Below are 14,635 nucleotides of genomic sequence, written 5' to 3' on the forward strand. Positions count from 1 at the left end.
AGCTACTGCGCGCGCTCCGCTGAACCCGATTCGTTCCGGATGTCGTCGGCGAGGGCGCGCAGATGTCCGGGTCCTACTTGCCCCGGCGAGGGTTGGCCTTGGACCGCTCATGCACCAGCCGCAACCCCTCGAGGGTGAGGTGCGGGTGGTGGTCGGTGAGCGACCGGCATTCGTCGAACATCAGCGGGGCCAGGTAGCCGGTGGCGACCACGGTGACGTCGTCGCCGTCGAAGCCCGGCACGGTGTCGCAGACGCGATCGACGAGCGCGTCGACCTGGCCGGCGAATCCGTAGAGGATGCCCGACTGCAGGGCCTCGACCGTGTTCTTGCCCAGCACGCTGCGCGGCGGCATCAACTCGACCTTGCGCACGGTCACGGTGTGCTCGGAGAGCGCCTCGACCGCCAGGTTCACGCCGGGCGCGATGGCGCCGCCGAGGAATTCACCCTTCGCCGACACCGCGTCGACGACGGTCGCGGTGCCGAAGGCCACGACGATGCAGGGGCCGCCGTATTCATGATGCGCGGCAAGGCAGTTGGAGACACGGTCGGTACCGACCTCCTTCGGGTTGTCGACGAGCAGCGGCACACCTGTCCGCACGCCGGGTTCGAGCAGGACGTGCGGGCCGTCGCCGAAGTAGCGGGGCAGCATGACCCGCAGCTCGCGCAGCAGCGACGGCACCGTCGATAGAGCGCTGACCCCGGTGACCTGCTCGATGTCCGACCCGAGCATGCCGCGGAAGACCCAGGCGAGTTCGTCGGCCGTGTAGTTCGGATCGGTGTGAATCCGCCAATCACGCACCAGCCGTGCGTGATCCCCCACCCCGGCATGGACGCCGAGGTGGATGTTGGTGTTGCCGACGTCGACGGTGAGCAGCATCGAAGGACTTCGTGTCGTCGGTGGTGTCAGACCGCGGAGTCGGCGAAGACCGGGCCGTCGAACTGCCGCGGGTCGAGCAGACCCGAACCCTGCGGCGCATGCGCCGGGTCGTCACCGGATTCGAGGATGCGGTTGTGGTCGTCGACGAAGACGACCTGCGGCGCATAGGCTTCCAGTTCGGCCTCGTTCAGCATGCCGTAGGCGATGATGATGACGAGATCCCCGGGGTGAACGAGATGCGCTGCGGCGCCGTTGATCCCGATGACACCACTGCCGCGCTCCCCGGCGATCGCGTAGGTCACCAGCCGGGAACCGTTGTCGATGTCGACGATGGTGACCTGTTCACCCTCGAGCAGACCCGCGGCGTCGAGCAGATCCTGGTCGATCGTCACCGACCCCACGTAGTGCAGATCCGCCTGGGTCACGGTGGCGCGGTGGATCTTCGAGGTCATCATGGTGCGCAGCATGGGTCAGTGTCCCCCTGTGTCGGTCGTGGATGTGGTTGCAGGTCCGGAGAGTTCTTCTTCGAGTGCGGCGAGGCCTCCGACGTTCACGCCGACATTGTCGATGAGGCGGGCGGGTCCGAGGCGCGCGGCGACGAGCAGCCGGGCGGCGCCCTTCTCCGGAGCGTCCTCCAGTGCGCGGCCGCGGAGGGCCAGGTATTCGACGTCGATCTCGGGCACGGTGTCGAGCACCGCCTGCGCCGCCGCGACGATCGCGTCCCGGCCGCCCTCGGCGGAATGCGCCCCGGCCACCAGCGCGGCCGACAACGTCGTGGCCAGCTCCCGCTGCTCCGGGCTGAGGTAGCGGTTGCGCGAGGACATCGCCAGCCCGTCGGATTCACGGACCGTCGGGACCCCGACGATCTCGACGTCGAGATCGAGGTCGGTGACCATCTGCTTGATCAGCACGAGCTGCTGATAATCCTTCTCGCCGAAGTAGGCGGCATTGGGTCCGACGATGTTGAGCAGCTTGAGGACAACTGTCAGCATCCCGGCGAAGTGCGTCGGGCGGGAGATGCCGTCGAGGATCGCACCGGCTTCGCCGGGGTTCACCATGGTCCGCTGCCCGTTGGGGTACATCGACGCAGCGTTCGGCGCGAAGACCAGTTCGACGCCGAGCGGCTCGAGCAGCGCGAGGTCGGCGTCGAGGGTGCGTGGGTACGCGTCGAGGTCCTCGTTCGCACCGAACTGAAGCGGGTTGACGAAGATCGAGACCACGACGATCGTGTTGCCCTTGGCCTTCGCCGCGCGCACGAGCTGGAGATGGCCGGCGTGCAGCGCTCCCATGGTCGGGACCAGCACCACCCGCTTGCCCGCGGCGCGCAGCGTTCTGGTCACCCGGGTCAGGGTCGCCGGTTCACGGTGCACGGTCATCTGACCGGCCTTGTAGGTCGGCGTCGCATCGGGCGGGACACTCACAGCATCTCCTTTGATAGGCGGTGTCGGGTCGGTGACCTCGGTGCAGGTCATCGCCCCTCCAGGAGGTCGAGAAGTGCGGTCGGCGCGTCGGTGCGCGCCGCGGCGCGACGAGCCATCGTGCGGTAGGCCTCGGCGATCCCGCGTTCGCCGGAGCCGCCGGGGACGGCGCGGAGCGCGGCGAGGTGTCGTCGAACGGCGGCGGCGTCGCCGCGTGCCACCGGACCGGTGAGCGCCGACGGTCCGAGTTCGAGCACGTTGCTCAACGACGCGGTGACGAGCGGGGCGAGGATGCGTTCGGCGAGCCGCGCGCCGCTCCCGTCGACGGTCGCGACGTCGCGTCCGGAATGGTCGATCGCGGCGTTCAGCGCGGCCACGGCGTCGGAGATCAGCGCGATCAGGTGGTTCGCACCGTGCGCGAGCGCTGCGTGGTAGAGCATGCGGTCGGCTTCGGCGATCCGCACCGGTTCCCCGCCCATCTCCAGGACGAGCGACGACGCGATGGCCTCCCCGACCGGGTCGGCGGCGGTCACCGCGAAGCAGGCGTTGGTCAGGCGCGCGGTGTCCTCCGCGGTGCCGACGAAGGTCATCGCCGGGTGCAGGGCCAGCCCGAGCGCCCCACGCGAGGTCACCGGCGCGAGGATGTCCACCCCCTGGGCACCGGCGGTGTGCGCGACGATCGTGCCGGGGCGCAGCGAACCCGACGCCGCGATCTCGTCGATCACCGCGCTCAACTGGGCATCTGGCACGCTGACCAGCAGCAGTTCCGATCGGGCGACGACCGCGCCGAGGTCGAGGATCTCGGAGTCCGGAAGGCGCTGCGCTGCTCGAGCGCGCGACTCCGCGGACCGGGCGACGACCGCGCCGACGACGTGGCCGGCCTTCTCCAGGGCCTCGCCCAGTGCGGTCCCGACGCGTCCGGCGGAGACGATGCCGACGGTGAGGCGGGCGGGCGCGGGCAGATTGCACGTGCCGGGAAAAGGATCGGGGTGAACCGGATACGGGCGATCGCCGAAAGCGTCCTCGGCAGAGCTGCCGAGCGAGTGCCCGGCATGAGTGCCGGAAGCGTCGTCGCCGCCGGCCTGCCGTGCGAACGGCACGCCGGGATCACCGGTCGGTGAGGTCACCGCTGTCCTCCGTGGTTCGTTCCAGTCCCGTCGTCGCCGGATTCCGCGGGGAGAGGCTTTCTCCTCAGCGGCGTCGGCACGGGTACCAGACGTTGCAGAGCCAGGGTAGGACTCTCACCGCGGTCCGAGCCAGCTGTGTGACAGGTGTCACCCGGCATGACGGTCCCTCCACCGGTATCGCGCGGCGGCCTCGCCGGCGTCCGACGCTCGACGTACCCGGCTGTGACCTGGCCCGAACCGGCGTACTCTGAGGCCGTCCGAGGCGTGTCATCGCTCCAACGCCCGACCTCAGGGAGTCCGCAGATGAGCCTGGAAGCGGGTACTCGGTTCGCCGGTTACACGATCATGCGCAAGATCGGTGCCGGCGGCATGGGCGCGGTCTACCTCGCGCAGCACCCCCGGCTCCCGCGCCTCGACGTCATCAAGGTCCTCGCCGAACACGTGTCCAACGACCCGACGTTCCGTGCACGCTTCACCCGCGAAGCCGACCTGGCCGCGCAGCTCGACCACCCGTGCATCGTGAGCGTCTACGACCGCGGTGAGGTCGACGGCCGGCTGTGGATCTCCATGCAGTACGTGGCCGGGACCGATGCGGCGGCTCTCGTCAAGGCGTCCCCCGGAGGTCTCCCCCTCGACGACGTCGCGGCGGTGAGCGATTCGATCGGCGCCGCACTCGACCATGCGCACCGACACGGCCTTCTGCACCGCGACGTGAAACCCGCCAACATCCTCATCAGCGCAACCGAATCCGACTCCGGAGACTCTCAGGAGCGTCGTATTCGACTGGCCGACTTCGGGATCGCCCGCCAGACCGACGGGGGGACCTCGCTGACCTCGGCCAATCTGGTGCTCGGTTCGTTCCCCTATTCATCACCCGAACAACTGTCGGCGGAGACGCTCGACGCCCGCAGCGATGTCTATTCGCTCGCGTGCAGCATCTTCGAATTGCTCACCGGCACTGTGCCGTTCACCGGACGGACGCCGATGATGATGATCCACCATCACCTCACGACCCCGCCACCGGACGTCTCGTCCCTGCGTTCCGGCCTCCCGCCGGCAGTGTCCGAGGCGGTGCGCCACGGGCTCGCCAAGAACCCCGCGGACCGGCCACCCTCGGCGGGCGCCTTCGCCGCCGAGTTCCGGTATGCGGTCGACACCACCGGCTTCTTCCCCGCCCCCGCCGGGCACGTCGGTGCAGGAATCCCGTCCCGCGCCCGGAGGGGAGGGAGCGCTCCGATCCCGCCGCAGACCCAGACGATGCGGAACCGAGGCACCTCGCCTCCGACCGAGGCCGCGATGGTGCGCACCACCGCGGTACCGATCACTCGACCATCGGATCCCGCCCCCGCCGAGACCGGACAGGTGCCCTCGTCCTCCTCACACGGTCACGGGTTCCCTGCGGCGACGGCCTATTCGGAGCTTCCGGGACAGACGGTCCCCGGCCCCGCCCTCGAGTCGACGATGATCCGGGCCTCCGGCGACCTCGTGGTGATCGACCCTCGTCCGACCGGGGCGGAGGCGGCGCGACTCACGACGGCGTCGCTGGCCTGCGGAATCGCGGCGGTGCCGCTCAGCCTCGTCGGCGGTTTCGGCCTTCCGGTGGGCGTCGCGGGCTGGTATCTCGCCGGACGTGGTCGTGCCTCGTCGGCGGCGCGACTGGCACAGACATTGTCCGTTCTGGGGATGCTGCTGAGTCTCGGGTTCCTCGGCTTCGTCATCGGTCGGGCGATCGCCCTGCAATTCTGACGAGCCCGCTCGACGTCCGCGAGGTCACCGCTCGTCGTACGTCGTCGGCTCCGGCCGTCCCTGACGCGACAGCGCACCGAACACAGCGTCGACGATCCACAGCGTCACCACACCGGCGATGATGTCGACGGAATCGTCGAACGGCGACCGGAAACGCGGCGAGAAGGGGTCGAGGACCCTGGTTGCGGGCACACCCAGCAGGTGACCGGTGCCGTCCACTATCGCGTCCACCGGATTCGTGGCCCACCCCGCGTAGGCGTTGACGGCGAGCAATGCGATGACCGGAATCGCGAGCACCCACCAGAACTGTCGGCGACGTGCGACCGACCACGCGACGATCAGCAACACGACCCACGCCGGCATGTGATCGGAACAGAAATTGAGAATCCCGTACTCTCCCGACCTGACCAGGACCGGGATCTGACCGCCCCAGAAACCCAGTGCTCCGATCGCACCGATGGGGACCGCGAACGCCGCGCGGACGACACTCCGTGACCACAACGCGAGCACCAGGACCATGTAGACGGGCATCAACGCGGTGAGCACCCAGATCAGGATCAGGCTCGTCGCGGGCCCGTTGGCGACGTAGTCCGCGTAGTACTCGGGGAAGGGGGTCTCGTTGAGCGGGTCGAAGGTGAACAGCCACAACACCATCGGCCACCAGGCAAGGACCGGCAGGAACAGCGAGGCACTCACCAGCGATCGTTTGACCGACGTGCCGCGATCGGTGTGGCGGACGGGCGCAAGAGCGGCGGCCCGGTCGACCAGACCGGACGTACCGCCTGCCAGAGCACCCCTCATTTCCGCATTCTAGGTCGACCGTCCAACTTCGAGGAACCGAATTCGCACCCATGTCACAGAAGTGATCCGACCGGATGACGAAACTGATACGAATCCCGGAAATCGTCTGCCCACGATCGGGTTCTGACGAGCAGAAATCCGTCGTATCGGCGTCGTCTGGCGTCAGCTGTCGCGGCGCCGGCGGCCCCCGCTCGAACCGGTCTGCTGCCGCAGCTGACTGAGCAGCTCCGAGACCGGGAGGCCGGCCGAATGAGCCGACTCGGAGTCGTCGTCGGCACCGCGTCGGCGTCGACCACCGCCGTACGCCGCGGCCGGGCGTCCGGCACTCCCCTCGTGCCGACCGCCGGCAGCGAGGAACGCGGGAGGTTCGACATCGGAAGCCGCCGACACTTCCTCCGCCGGAGCCGGAGTCGGCTCGCGGGACCCGGCCTCGGGCCCGCTGCTCGCACCGGTCGCCCACTCGTCGGTCGGCGTCTCGTCGGTGTAGGCGCCCGACTCGGCGGCACCGTGCGCGTCGTCGACGACCTCCGCATCGGACACCTCCTCGGCGACGGCGGTCTCGGCTGCCGGGGCCTCGTCGGTGTACGCGGTGTACGGCGCCGAACCGGCGGGATGCTGGTCGACCTCCTCGACGGGGACCTCGGTGGCGATGCGACCGGAGATCGGCTCGTCGGTGACGACCGGTATGACCTCCGTCATCTCGTTCGGATCGACCGACTCGGTGTGCCGGCCGTCGTCGGCAGTCGGCGCGGTGGCCGCGAAGTCGCGGGCGGCGAGCAGACCGTCGTCGTCGTAGGCCGAGCTGTAGGGCGGGACGCCGCCGAAGGAACCCGCGTGGGTCCCGGACAATCCGGAGGCGAGCTCACGCATCTTCTCACTCGACAGCGCGGCACGCTGATCCGGAAGCGGTTCTCCGAGAAGCATTTCGAGACTCGAACGCAGGGCAAGCACCTGAGCCTTCAGCTCGGAGAGTTCCTCGTTGGACTCGGCGGTGACCTCCTTGCGGATGGTCGTCTCGACGTCGAGCTCGTACTGACGTCGCGCCGCGATCTCACGCTCGAGCTGCAGTTCGTAGACCAGCCGTAGGTCTCGGCTCTTCGCCTCCGCGCTCTCGGCCTGACGCCGGAACTTGGTCACCAGGATGGCGCCGATGACCGCCGCCCACAGCGCCGCGATGACCGCCAGCGAACCGAGAATCGACAGGCGGTCGGTGAAGACCATCAGCACGCTGGCCGCCAGAGCCAGCACGATCAGCAGACCGAGCAGCCACTGCGCCGCCGACCGACTGGAGCGTCGCGAGTCGGCAGAACGGCCGTTCGAGGTCGTCATGATCGTGAACTTACCCGCTGTGAGTACATTCAGAGGCCAAGCGGGTACGGAGTTTCTCATATCGGCGACGTGTTATGTCGCCCATGATCGGTCCACTCGGCGACATCCGCTCCCGACCCACGCCATTCGCACGGAGCCGATGTCACGAATCGCCGACGGCGGGCGGATCGTCGGGAGCCCGGCAGCAGTACTCGAGCCACATCGCCGCGCACACCAACAGCACGCCGCCGATCAAGCCCACGATCGCGCCGGGACGATCGTGGTCGGCGGCCGCCACATCCTGTTGGCCGAGGAGGAAGGCCAGCAGACCGGTCCACACCCCGACGGCGATCGCCCCGAGAATGGCAGATGCCTTGGCCAGGGCCAGCACTCGTGCCGCGGTCAGCGGATGAAGCTGTCCACGGGCACGACCCACGTCGCGGGACTCCACCCGGGACCGCACGACGAACGCGATGACGACCTCGAGCGCGGCGAGCACATACAGCACGATCCCGGCCAGCAGGGGCAGCGGCGGGAAGTCGTTGTAGTTGTACCGCACCAGAATCCACGCGGCGACGGCGGTGACCACGGCGATGACGACGAGGTCGCGGATGCGGGTGGGACCGAGGCCGGTCTCCTCGTCGTCCTTCCCGGGGCGGTGCGGGTCGGGCCGGGTCATGACGTGCCACCCCCGACCGGCCCATCGGTGAGCCGGCGAACGGCACGGACCGCGTCCCGCTCGTCGGGATCGAGCGCATCGATCAGGTCACGCACCGGCCGCTCGCCGTCAGGTGTCCACAACGTGGCCTCCGGTTCGATCTCCAGCCACGGGATGAGCACGAACGCGCGCTCTGCGGCCCGCGGATGCGGAAGTGTCAGGACCGGGTCGTCGTCGACGACGACGCGTCCGGCGTCCGACACCGAGATGACGTCGACATCGAGGGTTCGCGGTCCCCAGCGGACCTCACGGGTTCGGTCCGCGGCCTGCTCCAGACCGGCACCCCGGTCGAGCCATTGCCGCGCGCTCAGCGGGCCGTCGACGATGAGCGTGATGTTGAGGAAGTCGTCCTGTTCGACCCCACCCCAGGGCGGCGTCGCGTACACCGCGGACACCGCGACGAGTTCGTCGGCGAAGCTCTCGACCACCGACCGCAGATGGCCCAGCGAATCACCGACATTGGAGCCGGCCGAGAGCACCGCGCGACTCATCGCATGCCCTTCCGGGAACGGCGGGTCACCACCGCGACGTCGTCGAAGGTCAGCGGGATCGGCGCCGACGGCTTGTGCACGGTGACCTCGCACGCGGAGATGCGCTCGTCGGCCATGATCGTCTCGGCGACCTCCGCACCGACCGTCTCGATGAGATCGCGCGGCTCGCCCCCGACGATCGCGGCGACCTGCTGGGCCAGTGCACCGTAGTCGACGGTCTCGACGAGATCGTCGGTGTCCGCGGCGGCACGCAGATCGAGCCAGAGGGTGACATCGATGAAGAAGTCCTGGCCATCGGCGCGTTCGTGATCGAAGACCCCGTGGTTGCCCCGGACCTTCAGTCCGCGTAGTTCGATCCGGTCAGCCATGCGATCCTCCTGCCGGGAACGTGGTCCGTGAGCCACCCGCACGCCAGGCCTCGGCGACGGTGACGGCGTCGTAGCTGCTCGCCACATCGTGGACGCGGACACCCCAGGCCCCCGCCGCCGCGGTCAGCGCCGAGATCGACGCGGTCGCGACGTCGCGTCCCGCGGGCGGTCGGTCGACGCCGTCGCGACCGAGCAGGGTGCCGAGGAACCGCTTACGGGAGGCGCCGACGAGGACCGGGAAGCCCAGTCCGACGAAAGTCGGCAGCGCATGCAGCAGCGCCCAGTTGTGCTCGGCGGTCTTGGCGAACCCGAGTCCGGGATCGAGGATGAGGCGGTCCGGGTCGACACCCGCCGAGACCGCGGCGTCGACCTGCGCCAGCAGCTCGCCGCTCACCTCGGCGACCACGTCGCGGTATCCGCCGACGTCACCGCTGCGATGGGTGAACCGGCGATCCGAACTCTCGCCCGCGGGCCGCCAGTGCATCAGGACCCATGGCAGCCCGGCGTCGGCGACCACCCGCGCCATGTCGGCGTCGGCGCGTCCGCCCGAGACGTCGTTGATGATCGCGGCGCCGGCCTCGATGGCGGCGGACGCGACGTCGGCCCGCATGGTGTCGACCGAGACCGTGGCGCCGTGCGACGCGAGGGCGGCGATGACCGGGGCGACACGTTGCGCCTCGAGAGCGGGTTCGACGCGCACGGCGCCCGGACGCGTGGATTCGCCGCCGACGTCGATGAGGTCGGCACCCTGCTCGATCAGTTGGAGCCCGTGCGCGACCGCCGCATCGGTGTCGAGATAGCGGCCGCCGTCGGAGAAGGAATCGGCCGTGACGTTCAGGACGCCCATCACCAGCGTGCGGTGGTTCCCACCGCCGACCGGGACCGCGCTTGACGAAGTCATCCGATTTTCCGACGGGGTCATCGGGAGATCAGCCGGACTCACCGGGTGATCAGGTCGAGGGCTTCGCCGCGGGATACCGCACTGGTCTTGAAGATTCCGCGGACGGCCGAGGTCGTGGTGGTCGCTCCGGGCTTGCGAATGCCGCGCATCGCCATGCACAGGTGCTCTGCCTCGATCACCACGATGACGCCGCGGGGCCCGAGCTTGCGCATGACGGCGTCGGCGATCTGACTCGTCAGCCGCTCCTGGACCTGCGGCCTCTTGGCGTACAGGTCGACGAGCCGCGCGAGCTTCGACAGGCCGGTGACCCGGCCGGACTCACCCGGGATGTAGCCGACGTGCGCGACGCCGTGAAAGGACACCAGGTGGTGCTCACAGGTGGAGTACATCGGGATGTCCTTCACCAGCACGAGTTCGTCGTGGTCCTCGTCGAACGTGGTGGCGAGAACGTCGTCGGGATCGGTGTACAGACCCGCGAACATCTCGCGGTACGCGTTGGCCACGCGCGTCGGCGTGCGGATCAGACCTTCACGGTCGGGATCCTCGCCGACGGCCAGCAGCAGCTCTCGGACCGCGGCCTCGGCACGTGCCTGATCGAACTCCGATCGGTGCCCATCCACCACGGCGTCGTGCCCCTTGCTGATCGTCATGCGTCAAACCTTACGAGCTTCGCCCGTTTTCACCCTCACCGGCACTGTCCGGTCGGGTGGTCCCGTTCTCGCCGCGCCGGTCCCAGCCGTTGGTCCCGTTGGAGCCGGGACGCTCGGTCGAGGACTGTTCCGGTGGCCACCCCGGCGCCGACCAGTCCCGCGGGGCACCGTAGTCCGGCCGCGTGCCACCGGTGTACGGGCCACCCGGAGGGGGCGTGGACTGACCCGGGGTCGGGTACTGCGGGTTCGGGTACTGCGGATTCGGATATTGGGGACCCGGGTTCTGCGGACCCGGATACTGGGGATTCGGGTACTGGGGATTCGGGTAGTGGGGGTTCGGGTTCCCCGGCGCCGGCGGAACCGGCCCGCCCTGGGCACCCGGCTCCGGATAGAGCGGCGGGTAGTTCGGCACCTGACCGGGCGCCTGCGCACCACCGGGATAACCTGCACCCACGGGCTCGGGGACCTTCGCCTCCTCCGGCGGAGGCCACGGCTCGCCGCGCTCGATGGCGAGCTCGCCCGGCGTCTTCACCGGCGGCTTGTCGCTCGGGGTCCGCTCACCGAAGTCGTTGAAGGCGGTGATCCGCGGACGCTTGACGACATCGGAGAAGATCTTCTCCAGATCCTTGCGGGTCAGCGTTTCCTTCTCGAGCAGCTCGGTGGCGAGCACGTCGAGGGTGTCGCGGTACTCGGTGAGGATGGCCCACGCCTCGGTGTGCGCCGCCTCGATGAGACGGCGGACCTCGTCGTCGATCTCGCTGGCGATCTCGGCCGAGTAGGCCGACTGCGCTCCCATCGAACGACCCAAGAACGGATCGCCCTGGTCCTGGCCGTACCGCACGGCGCCCAGCTTCGCGCTCATGCCGTACTCGGTGACCATCGCCCGTGCGATCTTGGTGGCCTGGTCGATGTCCGACGACGCGCCGGTGGTCGGCTCGTGGAAGACGAGTTCCTCGGCGGCACGACCACCCATCGCCATCACCAGGCGGGCGATCATCTCCGACCGCGTCATCAGGTCCTTGTCCTGCTCGGGGACAGCCAGGGCGTGGCCGCCGGTGCGGCCTCGCGCGAGGATCGTGACCTTGTAGATCGGGTCGAGGTCGGGCATCGCCCATGCCGCCAGGGTGTGGCCGCCCTCGTGGTACGCCACCACCTTGCGCTCGTGTTCGCTGATGATCCGGCCCTTACGACGCGGCCCGCCGATCACGCGGTCAACGGCTTCCTCGAGCGCCTCGGCGGTGATCGTCTGCTTGTTCTCACGTGCGGTGAGCAGCGCGGCCTCGTTGACGACGTTCGCCAGGTCGGCGCCGGACATGCCCGGCGTTCGCTTGGCGAGACCGTCGAGGTCGGCGTCGGAATCGATCGGCTTGCCCTTGGCGTGGACCCTGAGGATCGCGCGACGCCCGGCCATGTCGGGGTTGCCGACCGGGATCTGACGGTCGAAGCGCCCGGGGCGCAGCAGCGCGGGGTCGAGGATGTCGGGCCGGTTGGTCGCCGCGATCAGGATGACGCCGGACCGGTCACCGAAGCCGTCCATCTCCACGAGGAGCTGGTTGAGTGTCTGCTCGCGTTCGTCGTGGCCACCACCGAGGCCTGCACCGCGCTGGCGTCCGACGGCGTCGATCTCGTCGACGAAGATGATGCAGGGACTGTTGTTCTTGGCCTGCTCGAACAGGTCCCGCACACGTGAGGCACCGACACCGACGAACATCTCGACGAAGTCCGAACCGGAGATCGTGAAGAACGGGACACCGGCCTCACCGGCAACCGCGCGCGCCAGCAGGGTCTTGCCGGTTCCGGGCGGGCCGAACAGCAGCACGCCCCTCGGGATCTTCGCGCCCAGCGCCTGATAGCGCGCCGGATTCTGCAGGAAGTCCTTGATCTCGTAGAGCTCCTCGACGGCCTCGTCGGCGCCGGCGACATCGGCGAAGGTCGTCTTCGGCATGTCCTTGCTCAGCTGCTTGGCCTTCGATTTGCCGAAGCCCATGACGCCACCGCGGCCACCGCCCTGCATGCGGCTCATCACGAAGAAGAACAGACCGAACAGCAGGATCATCGGCAGCACGAAGATGAGGATCTGCCAGAGCACCGACTGCTCGTTCACATTGGTGGTGTACTTCGTGCCGGTCTTCTGGACCGCGTCGAAGATCTGGTCACCGGCCTGCGCGGGGTACTTGGTGCTGATCTTGTCCGCGTCGGCGTCGTTGACCTTGATCGGGGAGTTGAGCTCGATGCGCAGCTGCTGCTCGCGGTCGTCGATGCTGATGAACTTGGTGTTCTTCTTGTTCAGCTGCTCCAGCGCGACGGAGGTGTCGACGCCCCGGTACTCGCGGTCGGAGTTGCTCATCACGCTCCAGCCCCACAGGGCGAGCAGGACGAGCGCCAGGATGGCGAGGTTGCGGAAGACTGTCTTACGGTTCATGCCAGTTGGTGGGGGTCCGACCGGCGCGCGGGATCGAGTCCCGGCGCCCACTCCGTTCCCATGTCCTTCCCATCGACGTACACATTGAGGCTACCGGTCAACGATCACGCTGGTGAAACCGTTCCCGCGGCAGATCCACCGCCACGACGCGCGGACGCCGCGTGGGCGCCGACGGGTTAGCTGCTGTAGACCGCGGGCTTGAGGCGCCCGATGTACGGCAGGTCCCGGTACCGCTCGGCGTAGTCCAGTCCGTATCCGACGACGAACTCGTTCGGGATGTCGAAGCCCACGTCGGCGACGCGCACCGGCGACCGCACGGCCTCGGGCTTGCGGAGCAGCGTGCACACCTCGATGCTGCGAGGCGAACGCGTGGCGAGGTTCTTCATCAGCCACGACAGCGTGAGGCCGGAGTCGATGATGTCCTCGACGATCAGCACGTCGCGTCCCTCGATGTCGCGGTCGAGGTCCTTGAGAATTCGCACGACGCCCGACGAGGAGGTCGACGACCCGTAACTCGACACCGCCATGAACTCGAGCTGGGACGGGATCGGCAGGGCACGGGCGAAATCGGTCATGAACATGACCGCACCCTTGAGCACACCGATCAGGACCAGGTCGTCCTCGATCTCGGCGTAACGGGAGGCGACGGACCGGGCGAGTTCGACGGTGCGCTGCCGGATCTGTTCCTCGGTGATCAGAACAGCATCGATGTCAGCGGCATAGGGGTCTGCGGACTGCACCTTCACAGCTTGTCATGTTTCCCGGGTCACATGGACGACGGGTGCGAACTGCGGGCCGACATCGGGCTGACGCGAGTGTCAGTTGTTCACACTAATCGCGGGCCAGGTCACCGGGTTATCCGATTACAGTGGGATAACGAACAGTAACAGTGGCCACTCCGGAAACATTTCCGAACTATTACGGTGCTCGGTTTGTGAACGTGAAAACAGCCCGTGTGTCACCGCCGGGTAATGCAGGGTAATCCAGCCCCTGCGAATAGGATCGATCCCGGTTGCCCGACATCCACTCGGGGACCTCCCCTCCACGGAAAGATTTCCTTCATGTCAACTGATCGACAGGACGGGGCCTTGTCGCGCACACGCACGCGCACATTGGTCGCCGTTGTCATTTCCCTTGCCACGGTTGCGATCACAGCCCTCGCCGGGACCGCCCAAGCCGCACCGAAGCCGGGCGGCGCACCCACATACGATGCATCGTGGAATGCGTCTTCACTGACTCTCGCACTGCACAATGCATCGGCGAGCACCGAAAACGGGGTTCTGTCGATTCGAAACCTGTCGGGTGCGGAACTGTTCCGTATGCCTCTTACATATCGCAAGGAGTACCTCCAGTTCCCGATCGACGCACATAAGGCCGGAAACCGGGTCACGCTGATTCCGTCGCGCGATGCGGCTCGTTCGGTTCCGGTCAATCCCGTCGAGGTGGAGCAGGTCCGCGGCATCGCCCGGCACCAGGTCGCCGCACCTCAGACCCGTCAGGAGCGGGATGATCAGGCGTTGGTCCGCTTCCAGCAGCAGCTCAATGCAGGGATGACCGTCTCCTCGTTGGTCGGAACTGTCATCGGCGGGATCATCGGAGGGGCTCTCGGGTGCGCGCTCACATCGGTCACCCTCACGCCAATCGCATGCGTCGTCCTTGGGATCCCCATTGGTGCCGCAGCCGGCGGCATCGTTGGCCTCTCCCTGGGCGGCAGCGGCACCCTGATCGGAGCGGCAATCCAGTACTTCCAGACGATCAACTCGCCGTTCAAGGCTCCCAGAAAGTAGGTCGTCGACCTCTCGCCCTGA

Annotated in this window: 15 protein-coding genes; 2 read left to right on the forward strand and 13 right to left on the reverse strand. The window is 68.2% G+C overall.

Annotation, left to right across the window (positions count from 1 at the left end; all coding sequences use genetic code 11):
* Positions 1–73: 73 nt before the first annotated feature.
* The 4 genes from GAA2_RS19375 to GAA2_RS19390 form a co-directional block, all read right to left on the reverse strand.
* Positions 74–877 carry a type III pantothenate kinase gene (locus tag GAA2_RS19375; protein WP_024499370.1) on the reverse strand — a complete coding sequence of 268 codons (804 nt, stop codon included), beginning with the start codon at positions 875–877 and terminating at the stop codon, positions 74–76.
* 26 nt (positions 878–903) lie between these two features.
* On the reverse strand, positions 904–1,344 hold the full coding sequence (gene panD, locus GAA2_RS19380) for an aspartate 1-decarboxylase (protein WP_024499371.1): 441 nt from the start codon (positions 1,342–1,344) through the stop codon (positions 904–906).
* A 3-nt stretch (positions 1,345–1,347) separates the two neighbouring features.
* The gene (gene panC / locus GAA2_RS19385; protein ID WP_394854776.1) at positions 1,348–2,253 is read right to left on the reverse strand and encodes a pantoate--beta-alanine ligase; all 906 of its coding nucleotides are present in this window, start codon (positions 2,251–2,253) and stop codon (positions 1,348–1,350) included.
* Positions 2,254–2,345: 92 nt separating this feature from the next.
* On the reverse strand, positions 2,346–3,422 hold the full coding sequence (locus tag GAA2_RS19390) for a Rossmann-like and DUF2520 domain-containing protein (protein ID WP_024499373.1): 1,077 nt from the start codon (positions 3,420–3,422) through the stop codon (positions 2,346–2,348).
* 303 nt (positions 3,423–3,725) lie between these two features.
* On the opposite strand from GAA2_RS19390, the gene GAA2_RS19395 reads away from it, so the two are divergent.
* The gene (locus GAA2_RS19395) at positions 3,726–5,168 is read left to right on the forward strand and encodes a serine/threonine-protein kinase (RefSeq protein WP_024499374.1); all 1,443 of its coding nucleotides are present in this window, start codon (positions 3,726–3,728) and stop codon (positions 5,166–5,168) included.
* A gap of 24 nt (positions 5,169–5,192) precedes the next feature.
* On the opposite strand, the gene GAA2_RS19400 is transcribed toward GAA2_RS19395, so the two are convergent.
* From GAA2_RS19400 to hpt, 9 genes are all read right to left on the reverse strand, one after another.
* On the reverse strand, positions 5,193–5,969 hold the full coding sequence (locus tag GAA2_RS19400; RefSeq protein WP_024499375.1) for a hypothetical protein: 777 nt from the start codon (positions 5,967–5,969) through the stop codon (positions 5,193–5,195).
* 162 nt (positions 5,970–6,131) lie between these two features.
* Positions 6,132–7,298 (reverse strand): DUF6779 domain-containing protein, encoded by a 1,167-nt coding sequence (locus tag GAA2_RS19405; RefSeq protein ID WP_024499376.1) that lies wholly within the window; start codon positions 7,296–7,298, stop codon positions 6,132–6,134.
* A gap of 142 nt (positions 7,299–7,440) precedes the next feature.
* Positions 7,441–7,956, reverse strand: coding sequence for a DUF3180 domain-containing protein (locus tag GAA2_RS19410; protein WP_024499377.1), 516 nt, complete (start codon positions 7,954–7,956; stop codon positions 7,441–7,443).
* Positions 7,953–8,486, reverse strand: coding sequence for a 2-amino-4-hydroxy-6-hydroxymethyldihydropteridine diphosphokinase (folK, locus tag GAA2_RS19415; protein ID WP_024499378.1), 534 nt, complete (start codon positions 8,484–8,486; stop codon positions 7,953–7,955). The genes GAA2_RS19410 and folK overlap by 4 nt, the downstream gene beginning before the upstream one ends.
* On the reverse strand, positions 8,483–8,854 hold the full coding sequence (gene folB / locus GAA2_RS19420; RefSeq protein WP_024499379.1) for a dihydroneopterin aldolase: 372 nt from the start codon (positions 8,852–8,854) through the stop codon (positions 8,483–8,485). The genes folK and folB overlap by 4 nt, the downstream gene beginning before the upstream one ends.
* On the reverse strand, positions 8,847–9,755 hold the full coding sequence (gene folP / locus GAA2_RS19425; RefSeq protein WP_006437769.1) for a dihydropteroate synthase: 909 nt from the start codon (positions 9,753–9,755) through the stop codon (positions 8,847–8,849). Before folP ends, folB begins: the two co-directional genes overlap by 8 nt.
* 38 nt (positions 9,756–9,793) lie before the next feature.
* Positions 9,794–10,405, reverse strand: a complete 612-nt coding sequence (folE, locus tag GAA2_RS19430; RefSeq protein ID WP_024499381.1) for a GTP cyclohydrolase I FolE — start codon at positions 10,403–10,405, stop codon at positions 9,794–9,796.
* 10 nt (positions 10,406–10,415) lie between these two features.
* A complete protein-coding gene (ftsH, locus tag GAA2_RS19435) occupies positions 10,416–12,827 on the reverse strand; it encodes an ATP-dependent zinc metalloprotease FtsH (RefSeq protein ID WP_024499382.1) in 2,412 nt (803 codons plus the stop codon).
* 176 nt (positions 12,828–13,003) lie between these two features.
* Positions 13,004–13,567 carry a hypoxanthine phosphoribosyltransferase gene (gene hpt, locus GAA2_RS19440; RefSeq protein ID WP_024499383.1) on the reverse strand — a complete coding sequence of 188 codons (564 nt, stop codon included), beginning with the start codon at positions 13,565–13,567 and terminating at the stop codon, positions 13,004–13,006.
* A 321-nt stretch (positions 13,568–13,888) separates the two neighbouring features.
* On the opposite strand from hpt, the gene GAA2_RS19445 reads away from it, so the two are divergent.
* Complete coding sequence (locus GAA2_RS19445) at positions 13,889–14,614, forward strand: hypothetical protein (protein WP_024499384.1); 726 nt, start codon at positions 13,889–13,891, stop codon at positions 14,612–14,614.
* Positions 14,615–14,635: the final 21 nt, after the last annotated feature.

The sequence above is a fragment of the Gordonia ajococcus genome (assembly GCF_012974285.1).
GTDB lineage: Bacteria > Actinomycetota > Actinomycetes > Mycobacteriales > Mycobacteriaceae > Gordonia > Gordonia amicalis.

Excerpts from the sequence above, each read along its gene's own strand:
- folE (WP_024499381.1), bottom strand. The coding sequence starts at position 10,405 with ATGACGATCAGCAAGGGGCACGACGCCGTGGTGGATGGGCACCGATCG.
- GAA2_RS19405 (WP_024499376.1), bottom strand. The coding sequence starts at position 7,298 with ATGACGACCTCGAACGGCCGTTCTGCCGACTCGCGACGCTCCAGTCGG.
- panC (WP_394854776.1), bottom strand. The coding sequence starts at position 2,253 with ATGACCGTGCACCGTGAACCGGCGACCCTGACCCGGGTGACCAGAACG.
- GAA2_RS19445 (WP_024499384.1), top strand. The coding sequence starts at position 13,889 with ATGTCAACTGATCGACAGGACGGGGCCTTGTCGCGCACACGCACGCGC.
- folB (WP_024499379.1), bottom strand. The coding sequence starts at position 8,854 with ATGGCTGACCGGATCGAACTACGCGGACTGAAGGTCCGGGGCAACCAC.
- GAA2_RS19410 (WP_024499377.1), bottom strand. The coding sequence starts at position 7,956 with ATGACCCGGCCCGACCCGCACCGCCCCGGGAAGGACGACGAGGAGACC.
- GAA2_RS19375 (WP_024499370.1), bottom strand. The coding sequence starts at position 877 with ATGCTGCTCACCGTCGACGTCGGCAACACCAACATCCACCTCGGCGTC.
- panD (WP_024499371.1), bottom strand. The coding sequence starts at position 1,344 with ATGCTGCGCACCATGATGACCTCGAAGATCCACCGCGCCACCGTGACC.
- GAA2_RS19395 (WP_024499374.1), top strand. The coding sequence starts at position 3,726 with ATGAGCCTGGAAGCGGGTACTCGGTTCGCCGGTTACACGATCATGCGC.
- GAA2_RS19400 (WP_024499375.1), bottom strand. The coding sequence starts at position 5,969 with ATGAGGGGTGCTCTGGCAGGCGGTACGTCCGGTCTGGTCGACCGGGCC.
- folK (WP_024499378.1), bottom strand. The coding sequence starts at position 8,486 with ATGAGTCGCGCGGTGCTCTCGGCCGGCTCCAATGTCGGTGATTCGCTG.
- ftsH (WP_024499382.1), bottom strand. The coding sequence starts at position 12,827 with ATGAACCGTAAGACAGTCTTCCGCAACCTCGCCATCCTGGCGCTCGTC.
- folP (WP_006437769.1), bottom strand. The coding sequence starts at position 9,755 with ATGACTTCGTCAAGCGCGGTCCCGGTCGGCGGTGGGAACCACCGCACG.